Origin of the sequence: Pontibacter sp. E15-1, from assembly GCF_022601975.1 — a bacterium.
Classification (GTDB): Bacteria; Bacteroidota; Bacteroidia; order Cytophagales; family Hymenobacteraceae; genus Pontibacter.
In genome coordinates this window covers 113,261-129,809 of record NZ_JAKVIR010000010.1, presented here as the reverse complement: position 1 = coordinate 129,809, position 16,549 = coordinate 113,261, and the positions used below count along the sequence as shown (strand labels likewise).

15 protein-coding genes are annotated in these 16,549 nt (G+C 54.6%); all 15 read right to left on the bottom strand.

Annotated elements, in window-relative coordinates; genetic code table 11:
- Positions 1–4: 4 nt before the first annotated feature.
- The 15 genes from ftsA to MKJ04_RS08750 all read right to left on the bottom strand — a co-directional run bounded on the left by ftsA (position 5) and on the right by MKJ04_RS08750 (position 16,518).
- Positions 5–1,324: a cell division protein FtsA gene (gene ftsA / locus MKJ04_RS08820; protein WP_241641232.1), complete on the bottom strand. Its 1,320-nt coding sequence runs from the start codon at positions 1,322–1,324 to the stop codon at positions 5–7.
- 11 nt (positions 1,325–1,335) lie between these two features.
- Entirely contained in the window at positions 1,336–1,986 is a 651-nt protein-coding gene (locus tag MKJ04_RS08815) for a cell division protein FtsQ/DivIB (RefSeq protein ID WP_241641230.1), read from the bottom strand.
- A gap of 100 nt (positions 1,987–2,086) precedes the next feature.
- On the bottom strand, positions 2,087–3,496 hold the full coding sequence (gene murC, locus MKJ04_RS08810) for a UDP-N-acetylmuramate--L-alanine ligase (protein WP_241641228.1): 1,410 nt from the start codon (positions 3,494–3,496) through the stop codon (positions 2,087–2,089).
- Positions 3,493–4,605: an undecaprenyldiphospho-muramoylpentapeptide beta-N-acetylglucosaminyltransferase gene (murG, locus tag MKJ04_RS08805; protein WP_241641227.1), complete on the bottom strand. Its 1,113-nt coding sequence runs from the start codon at positions 4,603–4,605 to the stop codon at positions 3,493–3,495. The genes murC and murG overlap by 4 nt, the downstream gene beginning before the upstream one ends.
- Complete coding sequence (locus MKJ04_RS08800) at positions 4,598–5,764, bottom strand: FtsW/RodA/SpoVE family cell cycle protein (RefSeq protein ID WP_241641226.1); 1,167 nt, start codon at positions 5,762–5,764, stop codon at positions 4,598–4,600. Before MKJ04_RS08800 ends, murG begins: the two co-directional genes overlap by 8 nt.
- Positions 5,765–5,791: 27 nt before the next feature.
- Positions 5,792–7,135 (bottom strand): UDP-N-acetylmuramoyl-L-alanine--D-glutamate ligase, encoded by a 1,344-nt coding sequence (gene murD / locus MKJ04_RS08795; protein WP_241641225.1) that lies wholly within the window; start codon positions 7,133–7,135, stop codon positions 5,792–5,794.
- The gene (locus MKJ04_RS08790) at positions 7,132–7,527 is read right to left on the bottom strand and encodes a four helix bundle protein (protein ID WP_241641224.1); all 396 of its coding nucleotides are present in this window, start codon (positions 7,525–7,527) and stop codon (positions 7,132–7,134) included. The genes murD and MKJ04_RS08790 overlap by 4 nt, the downstream gene beginning before the upstream one ends.
- Before the next feature lie 54 nt (positions 7,528–7,581).
- Positions 7,582–8,802: a phospho-N-acetylmuramoyl-pentapeptide-transferase gene (mraY, locus tag MKJ04_RS08785; RefSeq protein WP_241641223.1), complete on the bottom strand. Its 1,221-nt coding sequence runs from the start codon at positions 8,800–8,802 to the stop codon at positions 7,582–7,584.
- Between the two features lie 48 nt (positions 8,803–8,850).
- The gene (locus MKJ04_RS08780) at positions 8,851–10,314 is read right to left on the bottom strand and encodes a UDP-N-acetylmuramoyl-L-alanyl-D-glutamate--2,6-diaminopimelate ligase (RefSeq protein ID WP_241641222.1); all 1,464 of its coding nucleotides are present in this window, start codon (positions 10,312–10,314) and stop codon (positions 8,851–8,853) included.
- Positions 10,314–12,416, bottom strand: a complete 2,103-nt coding sequence (locus tag MKJ04_RS08775; protein WP_241641221.1) for a penicillin-binding protein — start codon at positions 12,414–12,416, stop codon at positions 10,314–10,316. Before MKJ04_RS08775 ends, MKJ04_RS08780 begins: the two co-directional genes overlap by 1 nt.
- Positions 12,406–12,843, bottom strand: a complete 438-nt coding sequence (locus MKJ04_RS08770) for an FtsL-like putative cell division protein (RefSeq protein WP_241641220.1) — start codon at positions 12,841–12,843, stop codon at positions 12,406–12,408. Before MKJ04_RS08770 ends, MKJ04_RS08775 begins: the two co-directional genes overlap by 11 nt.
- A gap of 31 nt (positions 12,844–12,874) precedes the next feature.
- Positions 12,875–13,795 carry a 16S rRNA (cytosine(1402)-N(4))-methyltransferase RsmH gene (gene rsmH, locus MKJ04_RS08765; protein ID WP_241641219.1) on the bottom strand — a complete coding sequence of 307 codons (921 nt, stop codon included), beginning with the start codon at positions 13,793–13,795 and terminating at the stop codon, positions 12,875–12,877.
- A 2-nt stretch (positions 13,796–13,797) separates the two neighbouring features.
- On the bottom strand, positions 13,798–14,265 hold the full coding sequence (gene mraZ / locus MKJ04_RS08760) for a division/cell wall cluster transcriptional repressor MraZ (RefSeq protein WP_241641218.1): 468 nt from the start codon (positions 14,263–14,265) through the stop codon (positions 13,798–13,800).
- Between the two features lie 840 nt (positions 14,266–15,105).
- Positions 15,106–15,696 carry a hypothetical protein gene (locus MKJ04_RS08755; RefSeq protein ID WP_241641217.1) on the bottom strand — a complete coding sequence of 197 codons (591 nt, stop codon included), beginning with the start codon at positions 15,694–15,696 and terminating at the stop codon, positions 15,106–15,108.
- Positions 15,697–15,828: 132 nt separating this feature from the next.
- Entirely contained in the window at positions 15,829–16,518 is a 690-nt protein-coding gene (locus MKJ04_RS08750; RefSeq protein ID WP_241641216.1) for a fatty acid desaturase, read from the bottom strand.
- Positions 16,519–16,549 lie beyond the last annotated feature (31 nt).

Genomic DNA, 16,549 nt, shown 5'->3' with positions numbered 1-16,549 from the left:
TGGGTTAATAACTTTGTTTGTTGTCGATGTCGTCGGATAAAAAGCCCTTCAGTTTCTGAAGCAGGCCTCCTCCGCCCGTGTTGCCACCGCCTGTTGCGCCCTTCGGCTCTGTGTGCGGCTTCTGGTACACCGGCTGCTCGTCGGCACCGGAATACCGCTCCACGCGTTGGTCCAGCGGCTGATAGCCGGCCAGCACCAACCCGACACTCGTCGCATACATCGGGCTTTTCACGGCATCGATCTTCGACCTTCCCAAGTGCTCGTTCGGATACCCGATTCGTGTGTCCATCCCTGTGATGTACTCCACTAGCTGCACAAGGTTCTGTAACTGGGAGCCCCCTCCCGTTACCACGATGCCTCCTGCCAGGCTGTTTCCATACCCGGAGCGCACTATTTCCGCATACACCAACTCAACAATTTCCTCCATCCTGGCTTCGATGATATAGGCCAGGTTTTTGAGTGATATCTCTTTTGGCGTACGGTCGCGCAATCCCGGGATAGAGACGATCTCATTCTCAGAGGCCTCATCGGCAATGGCTCTTCCGAACTTCACCTTCAACTGCTCTGCCTGGTTTTGCATCACCAGGCAGCCTTGTTTAATGTCCGAAGTTATGATATTTCCTCCAAAAGGTAAAACTGCCGTATGGCGAATTATATTGTCTTTGAAGATTGCTAAATCCGTTGTGCCCCCGCCGATGTCCACCAGTGCCACGCCTGCTTCCTTCTCCTCGTCGCTCAGCACCGACATGCTGGAGGCCAGGGGTTCCAGGATCAACTGGTCCACTTCCAGTCCTGCGCGCGTCACGCACTTGTTGATGTTGTTGATGGCATTCGATTGCGCGGTGATGATGTGGAAGTTCCCCTCCAGGCGCACGCCCGACATCCCCACCGGGTCCACGATACCCTCTTCATAGTCTACCTTGTACTCCTGCGGCATCACATGTATGATCTCGCTGCCGGGAGGCGTCACGAGGCGGTACATGTCGTTGGTGAGGCGGTTCACGTCATCCACTGTAATCTCATGGTCGGTTACCTGGCGGGTGATGCTGCCGTTGTGCTGCAGGCTCTTGATATGCTGCCCTGCTATGCCCACGTTCACCACGCCAATGTTAATCCCCGACTGCTCCTCAGCCTGTCTAATCGCTTTCCGGATGGCTTCTACTGTTTTGTCGATATTGCTTACTATGCCACGAACTACCCCTTCTGAGGCAGCCTTTCCCATCCCTAATATCTCCAGCTTGCCAAACTCGTTTTTACGACCTACAAGTGCGCAAACTTTGGTTGTGCCAATATCCAAGCCTACTACTATTTTGTCGTTCTGCATATCTTTATGTGTTATTCGCAAATAATCTGATCTTCGTACTCCACGTTAACTCTCTTGTATCGGTCCCAGCCCATCGAGGGCAGCACTTCCTTATAGAAGATCATTAACTTTTTAAATTTCTGCTCCACCCTGACGGGCTTGCCAAACTCGATGGTGTGCTCGCCCACCTGGGGCAAAAACGACACCTCGCCCGCACCGTTGATGTGCATTTGGGCAAGCTGCGCTTTCCAAAACGCGTCCTGCTCAATAAACTCCAACAAAGAAAGGTAAGACTGGCCTGTGGAATCCTGAAAGAATCCACTGTCAGATGCCTTAATAAGTGTTGACTTTGTAATGGGGATTACACGAGCGGTGTATCTGTCGGACAAGGGCAGTATGCCGCCCTCTGCGTCTATGTAGACATCCTGTTGGTTTGGTCGTATAATTCTTGCTATAGGCCTTGTCTGCTTTACCTGCACATGCACGTTACCGTCTAATCCCCTGGAAACCTCCGCTTCTTTCACAAACTTGTTTGTCTCGATGCGTTTTTCCAGGTTTTTCAGATCGATGTCCCGGTTCGATAGGCCCTCCAGTTTCCGCTCGCCTTCACGCGTGAGCAAATCCCGAACCTCCTTATCGCTAATAAAGTAATTATTGTACTCATTATCAATAGAAATTGACACTTTTTCACATATCTTTTCATTCTGCCGCGAAGACGCAAATGCCGCCAAAGCACCCATTGTAGCCACGCTACAACCTGCAAAAATTAAAGATTTTATCTTACTATTCAAGCCCATCTCCGTTATTTTCTAAAAAAATTCTTAATGGCCTGACTAGCATGTCGATGTCTCCTGCGCCAATAGTTGCTAAAACATCGAAATCCGTGTTTTTGGACAGTTTTTCCAACACTTCCTCTTTGCGCAACAGCATTTTTTCGGGGCACTGTACCTTCGCCAAAATCATGTCTGAAGTCACTCCCGGGATGGGATTTTCCCGTGCGGGGTATATATCCAGCAATATCAGTTTATCAGCCTTGCTCAGGCTCTCTGCGAACTCGTCTGCAAAGTCGCGCGTGCGGCTGAAAAGGTGGGGCTGAAATATCACTAAAATTCTCTTGTTTTGGTAGAGCGCACGCAGCGAAGTCATGAATGCGTCGATCTCTTTGGGGTGGTGTGCGTAATCGTCAATGTATACTTTTTTCTTGGATTCGTACACAAACTCGAAGCGGCGCTTCACACCCGTAAACGACTCCACGCCACTCCGGATTTCCTGCCCCGGCACCTGCAATACCTGCGCCGCCAGCAGGGCAGCCAGGGTGTTCTCCGCGTTGTGGAAGCCAGGCACACCGAGGCGCAACCCCGTGACGTTCCCGAAAGGGCTCACGGCATCAAACTCGAACCAGCGGCCGTTGATCTGCAGCTGTTGCAAGTGCGCTTCCCCGCTGTCTAAACCATACGTTACCACCCGTACCCCTTGCTGTACCGTATCCGTCAGGCGCGCATCCACGCTGTGGTGTATAAACAGGTAGCCGCCGGGCTTTATCTGGCTCACGAACCGCTGGAAAGTGCGGATCAGTTCCTCCTTGTCGCCATATATGTCCAGATGGTCCGGGTCTGCGGAGGTTACGATGGCCACATCCGGGAAGAGCGTTAGGAAAGACCGGTCATACTCATCGGCCTCCACCACAATCACTTCCTGCGCTGTGTCGCCGCTGCCTATCAGCAAGTTGGAGTTGAGGTTGGTGGCAATGCCGCCCAGAAAGGCCGAGCAGTCTACGCCAGCGTGGTGCAGCAGGTGCGTCACGATGGAGGAGGTGGTGGTTTTGCCATGCGTGCCGGCCACTGCCACGGTATAGGCCGAAGCCGTGATGATGCCCAACACCTCCGAACGCTTTTTGATGGTATAGCCTTCGGCTTTCAGGTAGGCCCATTCCGTGTGGTTGGCCGGTATGGCTGGTGTCAGCACGACCAGGGTCTCTGCTTTGTGCTGGAGCACCTCGCGCGGCAGCAGGCTCACATCATCGGTATAATGCACGCCGATTCCCTCCTGTTCCAGGGTCTCGGTCAGGGCGGTGCGCGTCTTGTCATACCCCCACACCGGGTAGCCCTTGGCGTTGAACCAGCGGGCAATGGCGCTCATACCGATGCCGCCGATGCCCAGGAAGTAGATGTATGAATAGTCCTCCAGTTTCATTTGATCAGTTTCAAAAGCTCGTTCACAATTTCTACAGCTGCATTGGGGCGCCCCATTTTCAGGATATTGGCCTGAAGGCGCTTTTGCTCCTGCTCGTCCCCGGTTAGCTCCAGTGCCGTCGGGATCAGTTTCTCTGCCGCCTCGGCATCGCGCACCAGCAGGGCCGCGTGCTGCTCTACCAGGGCCATGGCGTTTTTCGTCTGGTGGTCTTCTGCCACATTGGGCGAGGGCACCAGCACCGCGGGTTTGCCTGCCAGGCACAGCTCCGAGATAGAAAGCGCCCCCGCACGCGAGATCACGACGTCAGCGGCGGCATAGGCCAGGTCCATGCGCCGGATAAAGTCGAAGGCGCGTACGTCCTGTGCTTTGTGTTTCTCCTCCAGCGCCTGCGCCTCGGCTATATAGGCTTTGCCGGTTTGCCAGATCAGCTGGTGGCCTGCCTCCAGTATCTGCTGCAGCCCGGCCGCAATGCTATGGTTGATGGTTCGGGCGCCCAGGCTCCCGCCAATCACCAGGATCGTTTTCTTCGTGCCCACCAGGCCAAAGTGCTGCAAGGCCTCCTGCCGCTTCTGCTGGCTGTCCATGATGTCGCTGCGCACCGGGTTACCGGTCAGCACCAGCTTTTCGGCGGGGAAAAACCGCTGCATGTTCGGATAGGCCACACAGACCCGGTCCACACGCCTGGCCAGCAGCTTGTTGGTTATGCCCGCATACGAATTCTGCTCCTGAATAAGGGCGGGTATGTTTCGGGCCGTAGCGGCATACAGCAGCGGACCGCTGGCATAGCCGCCCATACCCACCACAGCGTCGGGCTTAAACTCCTGTATGATTTTATGCGCTGCACGCACACTGGAAAACACCTTCAGCGGAAAAGACAGGTTATCCAAAGTGAGACGGCGCTGCAGCCCACTGATCCAGAGTCCCACGATCTTATAGCCTGCCTCCGGCACCCGGGTCATTTCCATGCGCCCCTTGGCCCCGACAAACAGAATGTCTGCATCCGGGTTCACGGCTCTCAGCTGGTTAGCGATGGCCACGGCCGGGTAGATGTGCCCGCCGGTGCCGCCCCCGCTGATGATGATGCGATATGGTCGGTTCGGCTTAGGCATTCACGGGTGCGTTTAGCGGTTTGTTCACGGTAGTGGCCATGGCGTTGCGCTCCAGGTCGTCCTCGCTGCGGCTCACACTCAGGATAATCCCGATGGAGATACCGGTAAAGATCAGCGAGGTACCGCCCATACTCAGCAAGGGCAGTGGCAGACCCGTGATCGGACCCAGGCCCACGGCCACGGCCATGTTCACCATCCCCTGCAGTACCAGGCTAAAGCTAAGCCCGGCAGACAGGAGTCCGCCGAACGCGCCATTGCTCTTGCTCACGGTCACGAGGCCGCGGTAGAGGAGCGCGAGGTACATAAACAGGACAGTCACACCGCCTATCAGGCCGTATTCCTCCAGAATGATGGAGTAGATAAAGTCGGAGTATGGGTGGGGCAGGATGTCGCGCTGGTCGCTGTTGCCGGGCCCCTTGCCCACCACGCCGCCTGTGGCGATGGCTATATAGGACTGCTCCAGCTGGAAGGGCACCTCATTCGGGTCCATGAAATCCTGCACGCGGCTAATGGCCGTGTCCATACGCTGCCCGACCGCCAAACCGATGCCTCCCGCTACGATACCTACCACTACCACGCCGGCCAGAAACTTTATTGGCACACGGCCAATGAACATCAGCAACAGGCACGTGGCAAAAAGCAAAACAGCGGTAGAGGTGTTGGTAAGCGCGATAAAGGCGCAAATGAAAACGGTCCAGCCAAAGATAGGCATCAGGGTTCCCTTAAAGTCGTGCAGCACCTGCTGCCGCTTCGACAGCATGCTGGCCAGGTATGAGATAAGCGCCAGTTTGGCCAAATCCGATGGCTGGAATGTCTGGTTGATCACCGGAATCGTGATCCAGCGGGAGGCCTCGTTGATGTTCGAGCCATAGAAGTAGGTGATGATCAGCAAGGGGGCCGATAAAATCAGGGCCAGTAACGACAGCTTCGAGTAATAGCGGTAGTTGATTTTGTGGGCGGCCCACATAAAGGCAAGCCCAACGATGATCAGAAAGGAGTGCTTGAAGAGGAAATACTCGGTGTTGCCCTCCATCTTCTTGTAGGCCAGGGTACCCGTCGCAGAATACACCACGGCCACGCTGATCAGCGAAAAGATGATCACGATGCCCCATAACACGGCATCCCCCTTCATGTTCTTCTGCAACAACTGCTTTATCATAAACCTTTGGCTTTGGCTATGTATACCTTATTTCTTCAGCACTATTTTTTCCACGGCCTCCTTAAAACGCTGCCCGCGGTGCTCGTAATTGTCGAACAAATCGAAGCTGGCGCAGGCCGGCGACAGCAGCACCACGTCTCCGGGCGTTGCCAGCGAGCGGCTCAGGCGCACGGCGTAGTCGATGGAGGTGGTTTCCGCAATAATCGGCACCACTCTCCCGAAGGCCTCTTTCAACTTCTGGTTGTCTTTGCCCAGGCACACGAGCACTTTCACTTTCTCACGGGCCAGTTCTACCAGGCTGCTGTAGTCGTTGCCTTTGTCCACGCCGCCCGCAATCCAGATGATGGGCTGCTTAATGCCTTCCAGCGCGTACCACACTGCCTCCACGTTGGTGGCTTTCGAGTCGTTTATATAGGTCACTTCCTTTGCAACGCCAACCTCCTGCAAGCGGTGGTCTGCGTTCTGGAAGGTCTCGAGGGCCTGCGCAATCACAGCATCCTCCACTTTCAGCAGTTTGGCCACGGCAACGGCAGCCATGGTGTTGTACTGGTTGTGCTTCCCGATCAGGCTTGATTTAGACGTGTCTACCGTCCCCTCATAAAACTTCACATCCACTTTTATATTTTGCCCCTCGAGGTATACTTTGCCTTTGTCGGCGCCTTTTAAGGTGAAGGGCACCGCTGTGCCGGCAAACGACGCGCCATCAAACGCCCTGGCGATGTTCTCGTCGTCGGCATTGTAGAGGAAGAAGTCGGCACCGGTCATGTTTTGCGCCACACGCATTTTAGACGCGGCATACTTCTCCATACTATACTCATAGCGGTCAAGGTGGTCGGGGGTGATGTTGGTGAGCACGGCGATGTGCGCCTTGAACTGGTACATGTTATCCAGCTGGAAGCTGCTCAGCTCCACCACGTAATAGTCGTGCTTGTTGTCGATCACCTTCTCCGCCAGGCTCTCGCCGATATTACCGGCCAGACCCACGTTGATGCCTGCGCTCTTCAGCAAATGGTATGTCAGGAGCGTGGACGTCGTTTTGCCGTTGGTGCCCGTGATGCAGATAAACCTGGCATCGGTATACCTCCCGGCAAACTCAATCTCCGAGATGATCGGGATGTCGCGTTTCATCGCCTCCTGTATAATCGAAGCCTTGTCGGGAATGCCCGGGCTCTTGATGATCTCTTTTGCACTCAGGATCTTTTCGAGCGTATGCGTTCCCTCCTCAAAGGGTATGGCCGCCGTGGCCAGCTTGGCTTTATACTGCTCCTTTATCTCCCCCATATCCGACACAAACACATCGAGCCCCTTTGCCTTTGCCAGCAAAGCGGCCCCTACTCCACTCTCTCCTGCTCCTAGTATCGCTATTCTCATTGTTCGTTGTTCGTGTTTCGTGTATCGTTTTTCGCTGAACGATTCTTGTAGTAATTAATGAAGCCGTTTAGCAATTGCTTGCATTTAGCTAGCTGCTCCAGAGTCGACTCCAGTATACTTTCTGCCAGGTATTTTTGGTCATAAGCAATCAGCACCTGAGCTTCCAGTTCAAAAGCAGAGCCTCTGGCAATGTAAAAGAACTGTATCGCATCTTTCGTATGCTGTCTCCCACAGCCCTCTGCTATGTTTGACACTACCGATACAGCTGCTCGCCTCATCTGATTCGTCAAACCGAATAACTCTTCTTTAGGAAATGATTTCGTAATACTGTAGATGTCATTGGCCAATTCGCGGCTTTTTTTCCATACATCCAATTCAGTAAAATTCACCATAGCTCAAACTTGAGTTTTATCTAAAAACGAATTCCGAAAAACGAAACACCACGCTTATCGCAGTTTCAAAGTCGCCAAGGTCAGGATGGCCAGCATGATGCCCACGATCCAGAAGCGCCCCACGATCTTCGACTCGTGATAGCCCGATTTCTGGTAATGGTGGTGCAGCGGCGACATTTTGAATATCCGCCGGCCCTCGCCGTATTTCTTGCGCGTGTACTTGAAGTAACTCACCTGCAGCATCACCGACAGGTTTTCTACCAGGAAGATGCCGCACAGGATCGGAATCAGCAGTTCTTTCCGCACGATCAGAGCCAGCACGGCGATAATGCCCCCGATGGCCAGGCTGCCTGTGTCGCCCATAAATACCTGGGCCGGATAGGTGTTATACCACAGGAAACCCACGCAGGCCCCCACAAAGGCGAGACAGAAAATGGCCAGCTCGCCGGAGTTGGGTATAAACATGATGTCGAGGTAGTCCGCGAAAATGGTGTTACCCGACACGTAGGTGAAGATTGCCAGCGTCATGCCGATAATGGCCGAGGTGCCTGCCGCCAGGCCGTCGATGCCGTCGGTGATGTTGGCTCCGTTCGATACCGCCGTGATGATCAGGATCACGAAAGGGATGTATAAATAACAGGACCAATCCTGAAAGAGCGGCCCTGCGAACGCAAACAGGTTGCAGTAGTCCAGCTCGTTGTTCTTCCGGAACGGGATGGTGGTGATCATCGACTTGACGTCCATAAACTTGCTGGTTGCGTTTACCGCCGAGGTCGAGCCGTCGGAGAACACGTACTGCCGCACCGTTACGTCGTCGCTGAAGTACAGCGTCAGGCCCACGATCAGCCCGAGGCCGACCTGCCCCAGAATCTTGAAACGCCCGGCTAGCCCCTCCTTGTTCTTCTTGAACACCTTGATATAATCATCCAGAAACCCGATCAGCCCCAACCAGACGGTGGACACCAGCATCAGGAGAATGTAGATATTATCGAGCCTTGCGAAAAGCAGCGTCGGCACCAGGATGGCAAACAGGATGATGAGGCCGCCCATGGTCGGGGTACCGCGCTTCTCCAACTGCCCTTCCAGGCCAAGGTCACGGATGCTCTCCCCCACCTGCTTGCGCTGCAGGACTTTTATCAGTTTCCCGCCAAAAATCATCGCAATCAGCAGCGACACCAGCGTAGCCATACCCGCCCGGAAAGAGATGTATTGGAATACACCTGCTCCGAAAAAATCGTATTCGCGGTCGAGGTATGTGAAGAGGTAGTAGAGCATTTAATCGTGTTCGGTTTCTATTGCTTAGTTTTTATGCTGGCTTCCTGTTTATTTCCCTAGCTGCGCAAGCATTTGCCTGAGCACTTGCTTGTCGTCAAAATCATACCGCACGCCCTTTACCTCCTGATAAGTCTCGTGGCCCTTGCCTGCCACCAGGATAATGTCGTTCGGCTCGGCGAGCATACAGGCGGTTTTAATCGCCTCGCGGCGGTCCACCACCGTCAGGGTCTTTTTATAGTCGAGAGGCTTTACGCCCTTCTGCATTTCTTCCAGTATGGCCTGTGGCTCCTCAAAGCGCGGGTTATCGGAGGTCAGGATCACCTTGTCGCTGTAGCGGCAGGCGATGTCGGCCATTATCGGGCGCTTCGCCGCATCGCGGTTGCCGCCGCAGCCCACCAGCGTGATCACCTGCTGCGTCGGGTTGCGGATTTGCTGAATGGTGGTCAGCACGTTCTCCAGCGCGTCAGGGGTATGGGCGTAGTCCACGATGCCGGTTATCTGGCCCTCCGACACGAGGTAGTCGAAACGGCCCGCGGCGGAGTCGAGGCTCGAGAGTACGGTGAGCGCCTCCACCGGGTCTTCATCCAGCAGCACCGCCACGCCGTAGGCACTCAGCAGGTTGTAGGCATTAAAGGCCCCGATCAGCTTGCACCAGATCTCCTGGCCGTCCACCTCCAGGTGCAGCCCTTGCAGAGTGTTGTCGATGATGCGGGCCTTAAAGTCCACGGCCTTGCGCAAGGCAAAGTAGCGGACGTCGGCTTTGGTGTTCTGCACCATCACAGGCCCGCGTTTGTCGTCTGCGTTTATCAGCGCGAAGGCCCCTTTCGGCAGCATGTCAAAAAAGGATTTCTTGGCTTTGATGTACTCATCGAAGGTGCCGTGGTAGTCGAGGTGGTCGTGGGTAATGTTGGTGAACACGCCGCCCGCAAACGTAAGGCCTGCCACGCGCTGCTGCACCATGGCATGCGAGCTCACCTCCATAAAGCAGTGGGTGCATCCGGCTTTCACCATTTGCGCCAACAGCTCGTTCAGTTTCATCGCGTCCGGGGTGGTATGGGTGGCAGGTATAACCGTCTCGTCTATCTGGTTTTGCACGGTGGAGAGCAGCCCCACGTGATAGCCCAGCTCCCGGAACAACTTGTGCAATAGTGTGACAGAAGTGGTTTTGCCGTTGGTGCCGGTTATACCTACCAGCTTCAGTTTGGCAGATGGGTTGCCGTAGAAAGCGGAGGCCATCTGCCCCAGAGCCTGCGCAGTGTTCTGCACTACCGCAAAGGGTATACCCTGCGGCACAGTGGCGGGCAGTTCCTCGCACACAATGGCCACCGCCCCGGCCTCCGCTGCCTTGGCTATATAGTCGTGCCCGTCTGTCTGCACTCCGCGTACCGCCACAAACACCACGCCCTCACGCACCTGGCGCGAGTCGAACGTAATGCCAGCAACCGGCACCTCCAGCGAACCGTGGGTGCTCAACACTTCTACCTCTCGGAGTATGGTTTGCAGTACCTGCATCAGCTAAGGGTAATGGTTATGTTTTTGTCTTTGATGATATCCGTGCCAGGCGCGACAGACTGCTTCTGCACCCGCTTGCCCGATCCTTCCACACGCACTTCCAGGTGCTGGTTGCCCAGTATAAACAGGGCATCGCGGAGCGTCATGCCCGTCACGTCCGGAATCTTGCCTTCCAGCATCGGGTTTGCCGTGAAGTTGAGGGAGCGGCGTTGCTGCTCTACCTTCACCCACTCTTCGTCTGCGCCCACAGCGCCGTGGTTGCTGATGCCGATCCTGTTCAGGATTACCGACAGATCGTCAAAATTGCCCGTGTACACCGGCGGCAGGCTGTCTTTGTTCGGCACCACGCGCGCCTGCATGGGCTTGTGCATGGCCAGGTCGCGGGCATAGGCCTTGTCGGCCAGTTCCTTGAACACGGGCGCTGCCACATCGCCGCCATACACGTTCACGCCATGCGGACTGTCTATGATCACGATGCAGGAGTACTTGGGGTCGTCTGCCGGGAAGTAGCCTGCGAAGGAAGTAGAGTACTCGCGTACGTAGCGCCCGTCTTTCACTTTGCGCGCCGTGCCAGTCTTGCCGGCCACTTTGTAGTCGTTGCTATGGATGTTTTTGGCCGTGCCATGTTCCACCACGCCTTCCAGCATGGCCTTCAATTTCTTCAGGGTCTCGTCGGAGCATACCTTCTCGTTCAGCACCCGTGTGCTGAACGACTGGATCACATTGTCTGCCTTCCGGATTTCCTTCACGATGATTGGCTGGATCTTCACGCCGTCGTTGGCCACCGCATTGTATAGCGCCAGCGTCTGGAGGGGAGAAAGCTTCAGCTCATACCCAATGGCCATGGACGTAAGCGTGGTGCCATACCAATTCTTGTCCTGCGGGCTCTTCATGTAGGGGCGAGCTTCCCCATCCATCTGGAAACCAAGCGTGCTGCTGAGGCCGAACTTGTGCAGGTAATCTATATAGGCCTGCTGGTCCTGGCTGAAGTTCGCCTCCATTAGTTTGGCCACGCCGATGTTCGACGATTTCTCAAACACCTGCTGCACCGTCAGCTTGCCATACCCATTGATTTTGGCATCGGTCATGTAGGTGTTCTTGATGCGGTAGCGGCCATTGCCCGTGTCAATCGTATCGGTCAGGTTGATGTGCGGGGAGTGCTCGAACAGCGCCATCATCGAGGCCAGCTTAAACGTGGAGCCGGGCTCGGTGCGCCCCTGGTTTCCGACCGCGTAATTGTAATCTTCTATATATCCGCCCTTGGTTTTACCCAGGTTCGCAATGGCTTTGATTTCTCCGGTTTTCACCTCCATCATAATCACACAGCCATACTCCGCGTTGGTTTTCTCCAGCGCCTTGTACAGTGCGTTCTCCGCCACGTCCTGCAAGTTGATATCAATGGTGGTTTTGATGTCGTAGCCGTGCTGCGGCTTCACGTCGGTGCCGTCGTAGATGGGTTTGCTGCCGCCTGCGATACGCTCGAACAGTGCCTCACCGTCTGTGCCTGCCAGGTTGGGGTTAAAGCTGTACTCCAGGCCCGCCCCGTTCTTGTCTTCGTTGATGAAGCCGATGGTGCGGTCGGCCAGGATGCCGAACGGCTTGAAGCGCTTCTCCACCTTCTCGAAAATCACGCCGCCACGGCCCTTGCCTTCCCGGAAAATCGGCCACTTGGCCATCATCTTCTTTTCCTGGTAATTAATCTGGCGGCTGTTGAGGCGGATGTACTGGCGGTCGGAGTGCCGCGCGTTCTTGATCTTGCGCTTGTAGTAGTCCACGGACCGGTCGCCGTAGAATTTCGCGAGCATTACTGCCAGCGAGTCCACGCCGCTGTTGAACACTTCTGCCTTCGCCACAGTAGGGTCGATGGCCACGCGGTAGAACGGAAGCGAGGTGGCCAGGATACTGCCGTTGTCGGAGAAGATATTTCCGCGCGTGGCGGCCACGGGCTTGTAGTAGATGCGGCGCTCCTTGGAGATGCTCTTCCACTTCTGCCCGTCCATAAACTGAATCTGCACGATCTTATACAGGATCGCGCACGCAAAAAGGCAGATGACCAGAAAGGCCACCCGCACCCGCACCAGTATGGATTTCTTAATATTCATCGGCAGGCACAATTACTTGATAAGGCGGAGATGAGCTTTCGATCAGGCCAAGGGGCGCCACGTTGCGCGCCACCTCCGATTGCTTGCTGGCCTCCATATATTCGGACTTGAGCGTCGTGAAATCTGCGCGAAGGTCTTCTGTCTCTACCTTAATCTTGTCTATCCTGCGGATGGTTTTCTCGGCAAAGTGGGTGTTGCCGATATAGAAAAGGGTGATGCCTGTCAGGAAAAGCACGTGCGGCATGAACTTGAGCGGCACGCCGTGCTCGAACAGGGCATCTACGTTTGCGTATTTGTCTAGCAGGGCAAAAATACTGAAGCTCCTGCCTTTCTTGGCCTTTGGCGTCTTCTCAGGCTGTGGCTTCACACGCGCCAGGTTGCCCTTGGGTGCGTCTGCTTTCTTCTTCGTTAATACATTTGAAGCCATAGTGCTATGTTTTCGTTAGCTAATCGTAGGTTTACTTTCTTTCGCTCTCCTCCTTCTTCTCTGCCACCCTTAGCTTTGCGCTCCTGGAGCGGCTGTTCTGCAACAGCTCGGCCTCCGTTGGTGTTATCGGTTTGCGGTGCACCGCCTCCAGCGGCTTTATCTCGTTGCCGAAAAGGTCTTTCTCCACTTCCCCGAAAAACTTGCCCTTGGCAATGAAGTTCTTCACCAGCCTGTCTTCCAGCGAGTGGTAGGAAATGACGGACAGCCGCCCACCGGGCTTCAGCAGCTCGGTGGCCTGCTCCAGCAATTCCTCCAGCGCTTTCATCTCATCGTTCACTTCGATGCGGAGCGCCTGGAAGACCTGCGCCAGGTATTTATTCTCCTTGCCCTTGGGCGTGCAGGAGCGTATCGCTTGTTTAAACTCGCTGATCGTGTGCAGCGGCAGCCTGTTTCTGTTCTCCACCACGGTGCGGGCCAGCGTCTTTGCGTTTTTCACCTCGCCGTATATCCCGAAAATGCGGTGCAACTGCTCCTCAGAGTAGGTTTCCAGCACCTCCCGGGCGGTGATGCCCGCTTCCGGGTTCATGCGCATGTCCAAAGGGCCATCGAAACGGGTGGAAAAGCCGCGTTCCGGCACATCAAACTGATGCGACGACACGCCCAGGTCGGCCAGCACGCCGTCTACCGCTGTTACCCGGTATAGCCGCAGGTATTTCTTCAGGTCCCGGAAGTTGGCGCGCACAAACTGAAAAGTTCCGCTGTCCAGCTTCTTCGACTCTTCCTCCGCGTCGCGGTCCTGGTCCAGGCCATACAGCTTGCCGGTGGTGAGCTTGCTGGCGATAAGCGCCGAGTGCCCGCCGCCGCCAAAGGTCACGTCCACGTATACCCCGTCCGGCTTGATAGCCAGCGCCGCTACAGACTCCTCCAACATGACAGGACGGTGGTATTCCATGCTTAAATCAAAGGCTCTTCAGCCGGTTTATCGCCCAGAAACTTCTGGGCGAGTTGTGAGAAATTCTGCTGGTCCTTGATCAGGAAGTCCTCGTACTGCTCTGGGTTCCAGATTTCGACGCGGTTGCCCAGCCCCACCACAATGGCCTCTTTCTCCAGCGAGGCGAAACGCGCCATGGTTTTGGGCACGATAAAACGCCCGGTCCCATCCAGCTCAATCTCGGTGTTCCCCCGGAAGAAGTTCCGCTGAAAGTGGCGGTATTCCTCGTTAAACTCATTCAGCCCGGCCACCTTGTCGTAAATCACTTTCCATTCCGCCTTCGGGTACAGTACCAGACACGGCTCAAACCCCCTCATCAGCACCACATGATTGCCAGACTCCTCCGGCAGATTGGTTTTTATCTTTGCAGGTAAAACCAATCTTCCTTTAGGGTCAATCTTGCACTCATACTCGCCAGAGAGGAAGTTCATAGGCTTAGAGGTTTAGACCGTATGGATTTCGGACTGTACAAATGTAGCGATTCAGCAAAATCCATCAACCACAATCTACCACTTTTTACCACTTTGTGGATAAATTATGGTTATCCACCCCACTTATCCACATTATCCACATTCATGGGTTCATATTTTGGGGAGAAGTATTTTTGCTTTCTATATAGGATTTCACTACAATACGAGAGGCCATATAGCAACGCGTTGTATCACAGCGATTTATACCCTCCTCATAAAGAATCAATTTAACCAAAAAGCATTCTTGCCAAAAGTGGGGCGAAGTGGAAGAAAATGACGCTTCGGGGAAATTGTGGAGAAACTCAGACCGGTCGATCCATACCGTCCTACCGCCCATCCCTGAAGGCATCCTGGCTAACACCAGGCGCCGACCCATTGCCAGGCCTTACCTTGAAACCCAATAAATAACTTATAGTCAATCGATTGAAAAACACACATACCGGTATACCCAGCAAAGTCATGGTGTTTTTGATATAGGCATGCCTGGGTTGGCGCGCTGCACTTACTTCCGCAAGTGGTCAAAGCGGTACACTGCAGGTAGAGGTATGGAAAGAGAAAGCATGCGTGCAGCGTAGCAGAGGCAGGTATAACAAAAAGCGGTTTAGCGAATGTGCTTCAGGCAGTGGTGCAGTTTACTTCATGGTAGAGAAAGGGCCCTGCGTATGAGGCAGGAAAAGAGGTTTTCAAGAGAGGTTCACTGGTCGCACAAGAGTCAAAAAAAACTCCCCCATACCACCTTTGTCAGGGAGTATGGGGGAGTAAGATATTTTGCGTAAATCGAAATCCGGGTCAGGCTACTTTTTAAAACTGGAACCCAAGATGCACTCCAATAGACAGCACCTGTGTGCCTTGGGTATAATACATGTACTCGATCCTGCCGCCAGCCACGCCGTTGCGCAGGATACCGAAGTCATTCTCTATGAAGGCGTTCGCTCCGATATCTGTCGTTCTGACGTGCGTCAGGGATCCATCCTGCGTGCCCCCCACGCCCTCATCTGTGGTAAGCTCCGAGCGGCGGCGGGCCATGGGGCCGGCACCGATGCGAAACGCCACCGACTCATTTTGCAGAATATCAAAGCTCGCCTCCGCCCCTCCGACGAGGTAGGTGTTCTTTATGGTATAAATATTTTTCACGTCGTCGTAGCGGGCGCTTGAGAGCAGGCCGGCATGCAACCCCAAACCGAGCCTGTCGCTCACGTAATGATGGTATCTGTTCGTGAACATGATCCCCTGGCTGTCAAACTCAGAGAGCCAGACAAAATTGACCCCTGCCTTTAATGAGGAAGCAATCTTTCGCCCACCGAATTTTCCCTGCGCCTGCACAGTTGGGGTCATGAGCGGGGCAAACAATAAGATAAGCACCAAAAAAACACCTGATAATGGCAATTTCATACAAGAGAAGTTAAATGTAAGACAACAGCTGATACCGCACGTTGCAGGAAGCTTATGATAGTACGCCAGCTATATAGTTATAGTTGCATATATTATCACATTTTCTGGAATTCCTCTTAAAAGGGTCTCGCGTCAGCTTTTAGCCGTGTGCAGTTTCCACCAAGGCAGATAGGGTTTGTCGTGATGCTCGTAATGGTAGCCAAAGAAATAGCAGCTCACAAAGGCCCATACATGGTTCTTGGCTTGCGTGCTGGATTTGTGTGGGTTGTCTTCGGCGTGCTCGCCCCGATGGGGCAGGTAGGTGCCAAAGTAAAATAGCTGAAACGTAGCCAGCACAGCCGGAAGCATCCAAAAAAGCACTACGTTTTCCAACGGAAAGAAGGCCTTCAGCAGATTGAACGTCAGGGCCATGAGCACCAACTGCCACCAAGTGATGTACTGCCTGAGGAAACTCACATACCAGGGCCAGAAAGCCCCACCGTGATAGTCGGGATCCTGCTCGGTGGCCACGTGGCGGTGATGCTGGTGGTGCCGGGGCAGCAGGCGCGGATACCAGTTATAGGCAAAAAGAAACGCCGCCACCGTTCCGATCCCCTTGTTCAGCCGGCGGTGCCCAGGCGCGACAACCCCGTGCATGGCATCGTGGGCCGTGATAAACAGGCCCGTATAAAGGTGGGTTTGCAGCAACACGAAAAGGTAGGTCAGCGGGGAGGAAAATGAAACAGGCCGTTGCAACAGCCAGGCCAGCAGCCCGGCCCACCCAACGATAATCACCGCCGCAATTGCCACTCCCCTGAAATCGCTTTGCTTTTTTGTCGCCATCAGTTTATACCCGCCTGAACCTTTGATGTGT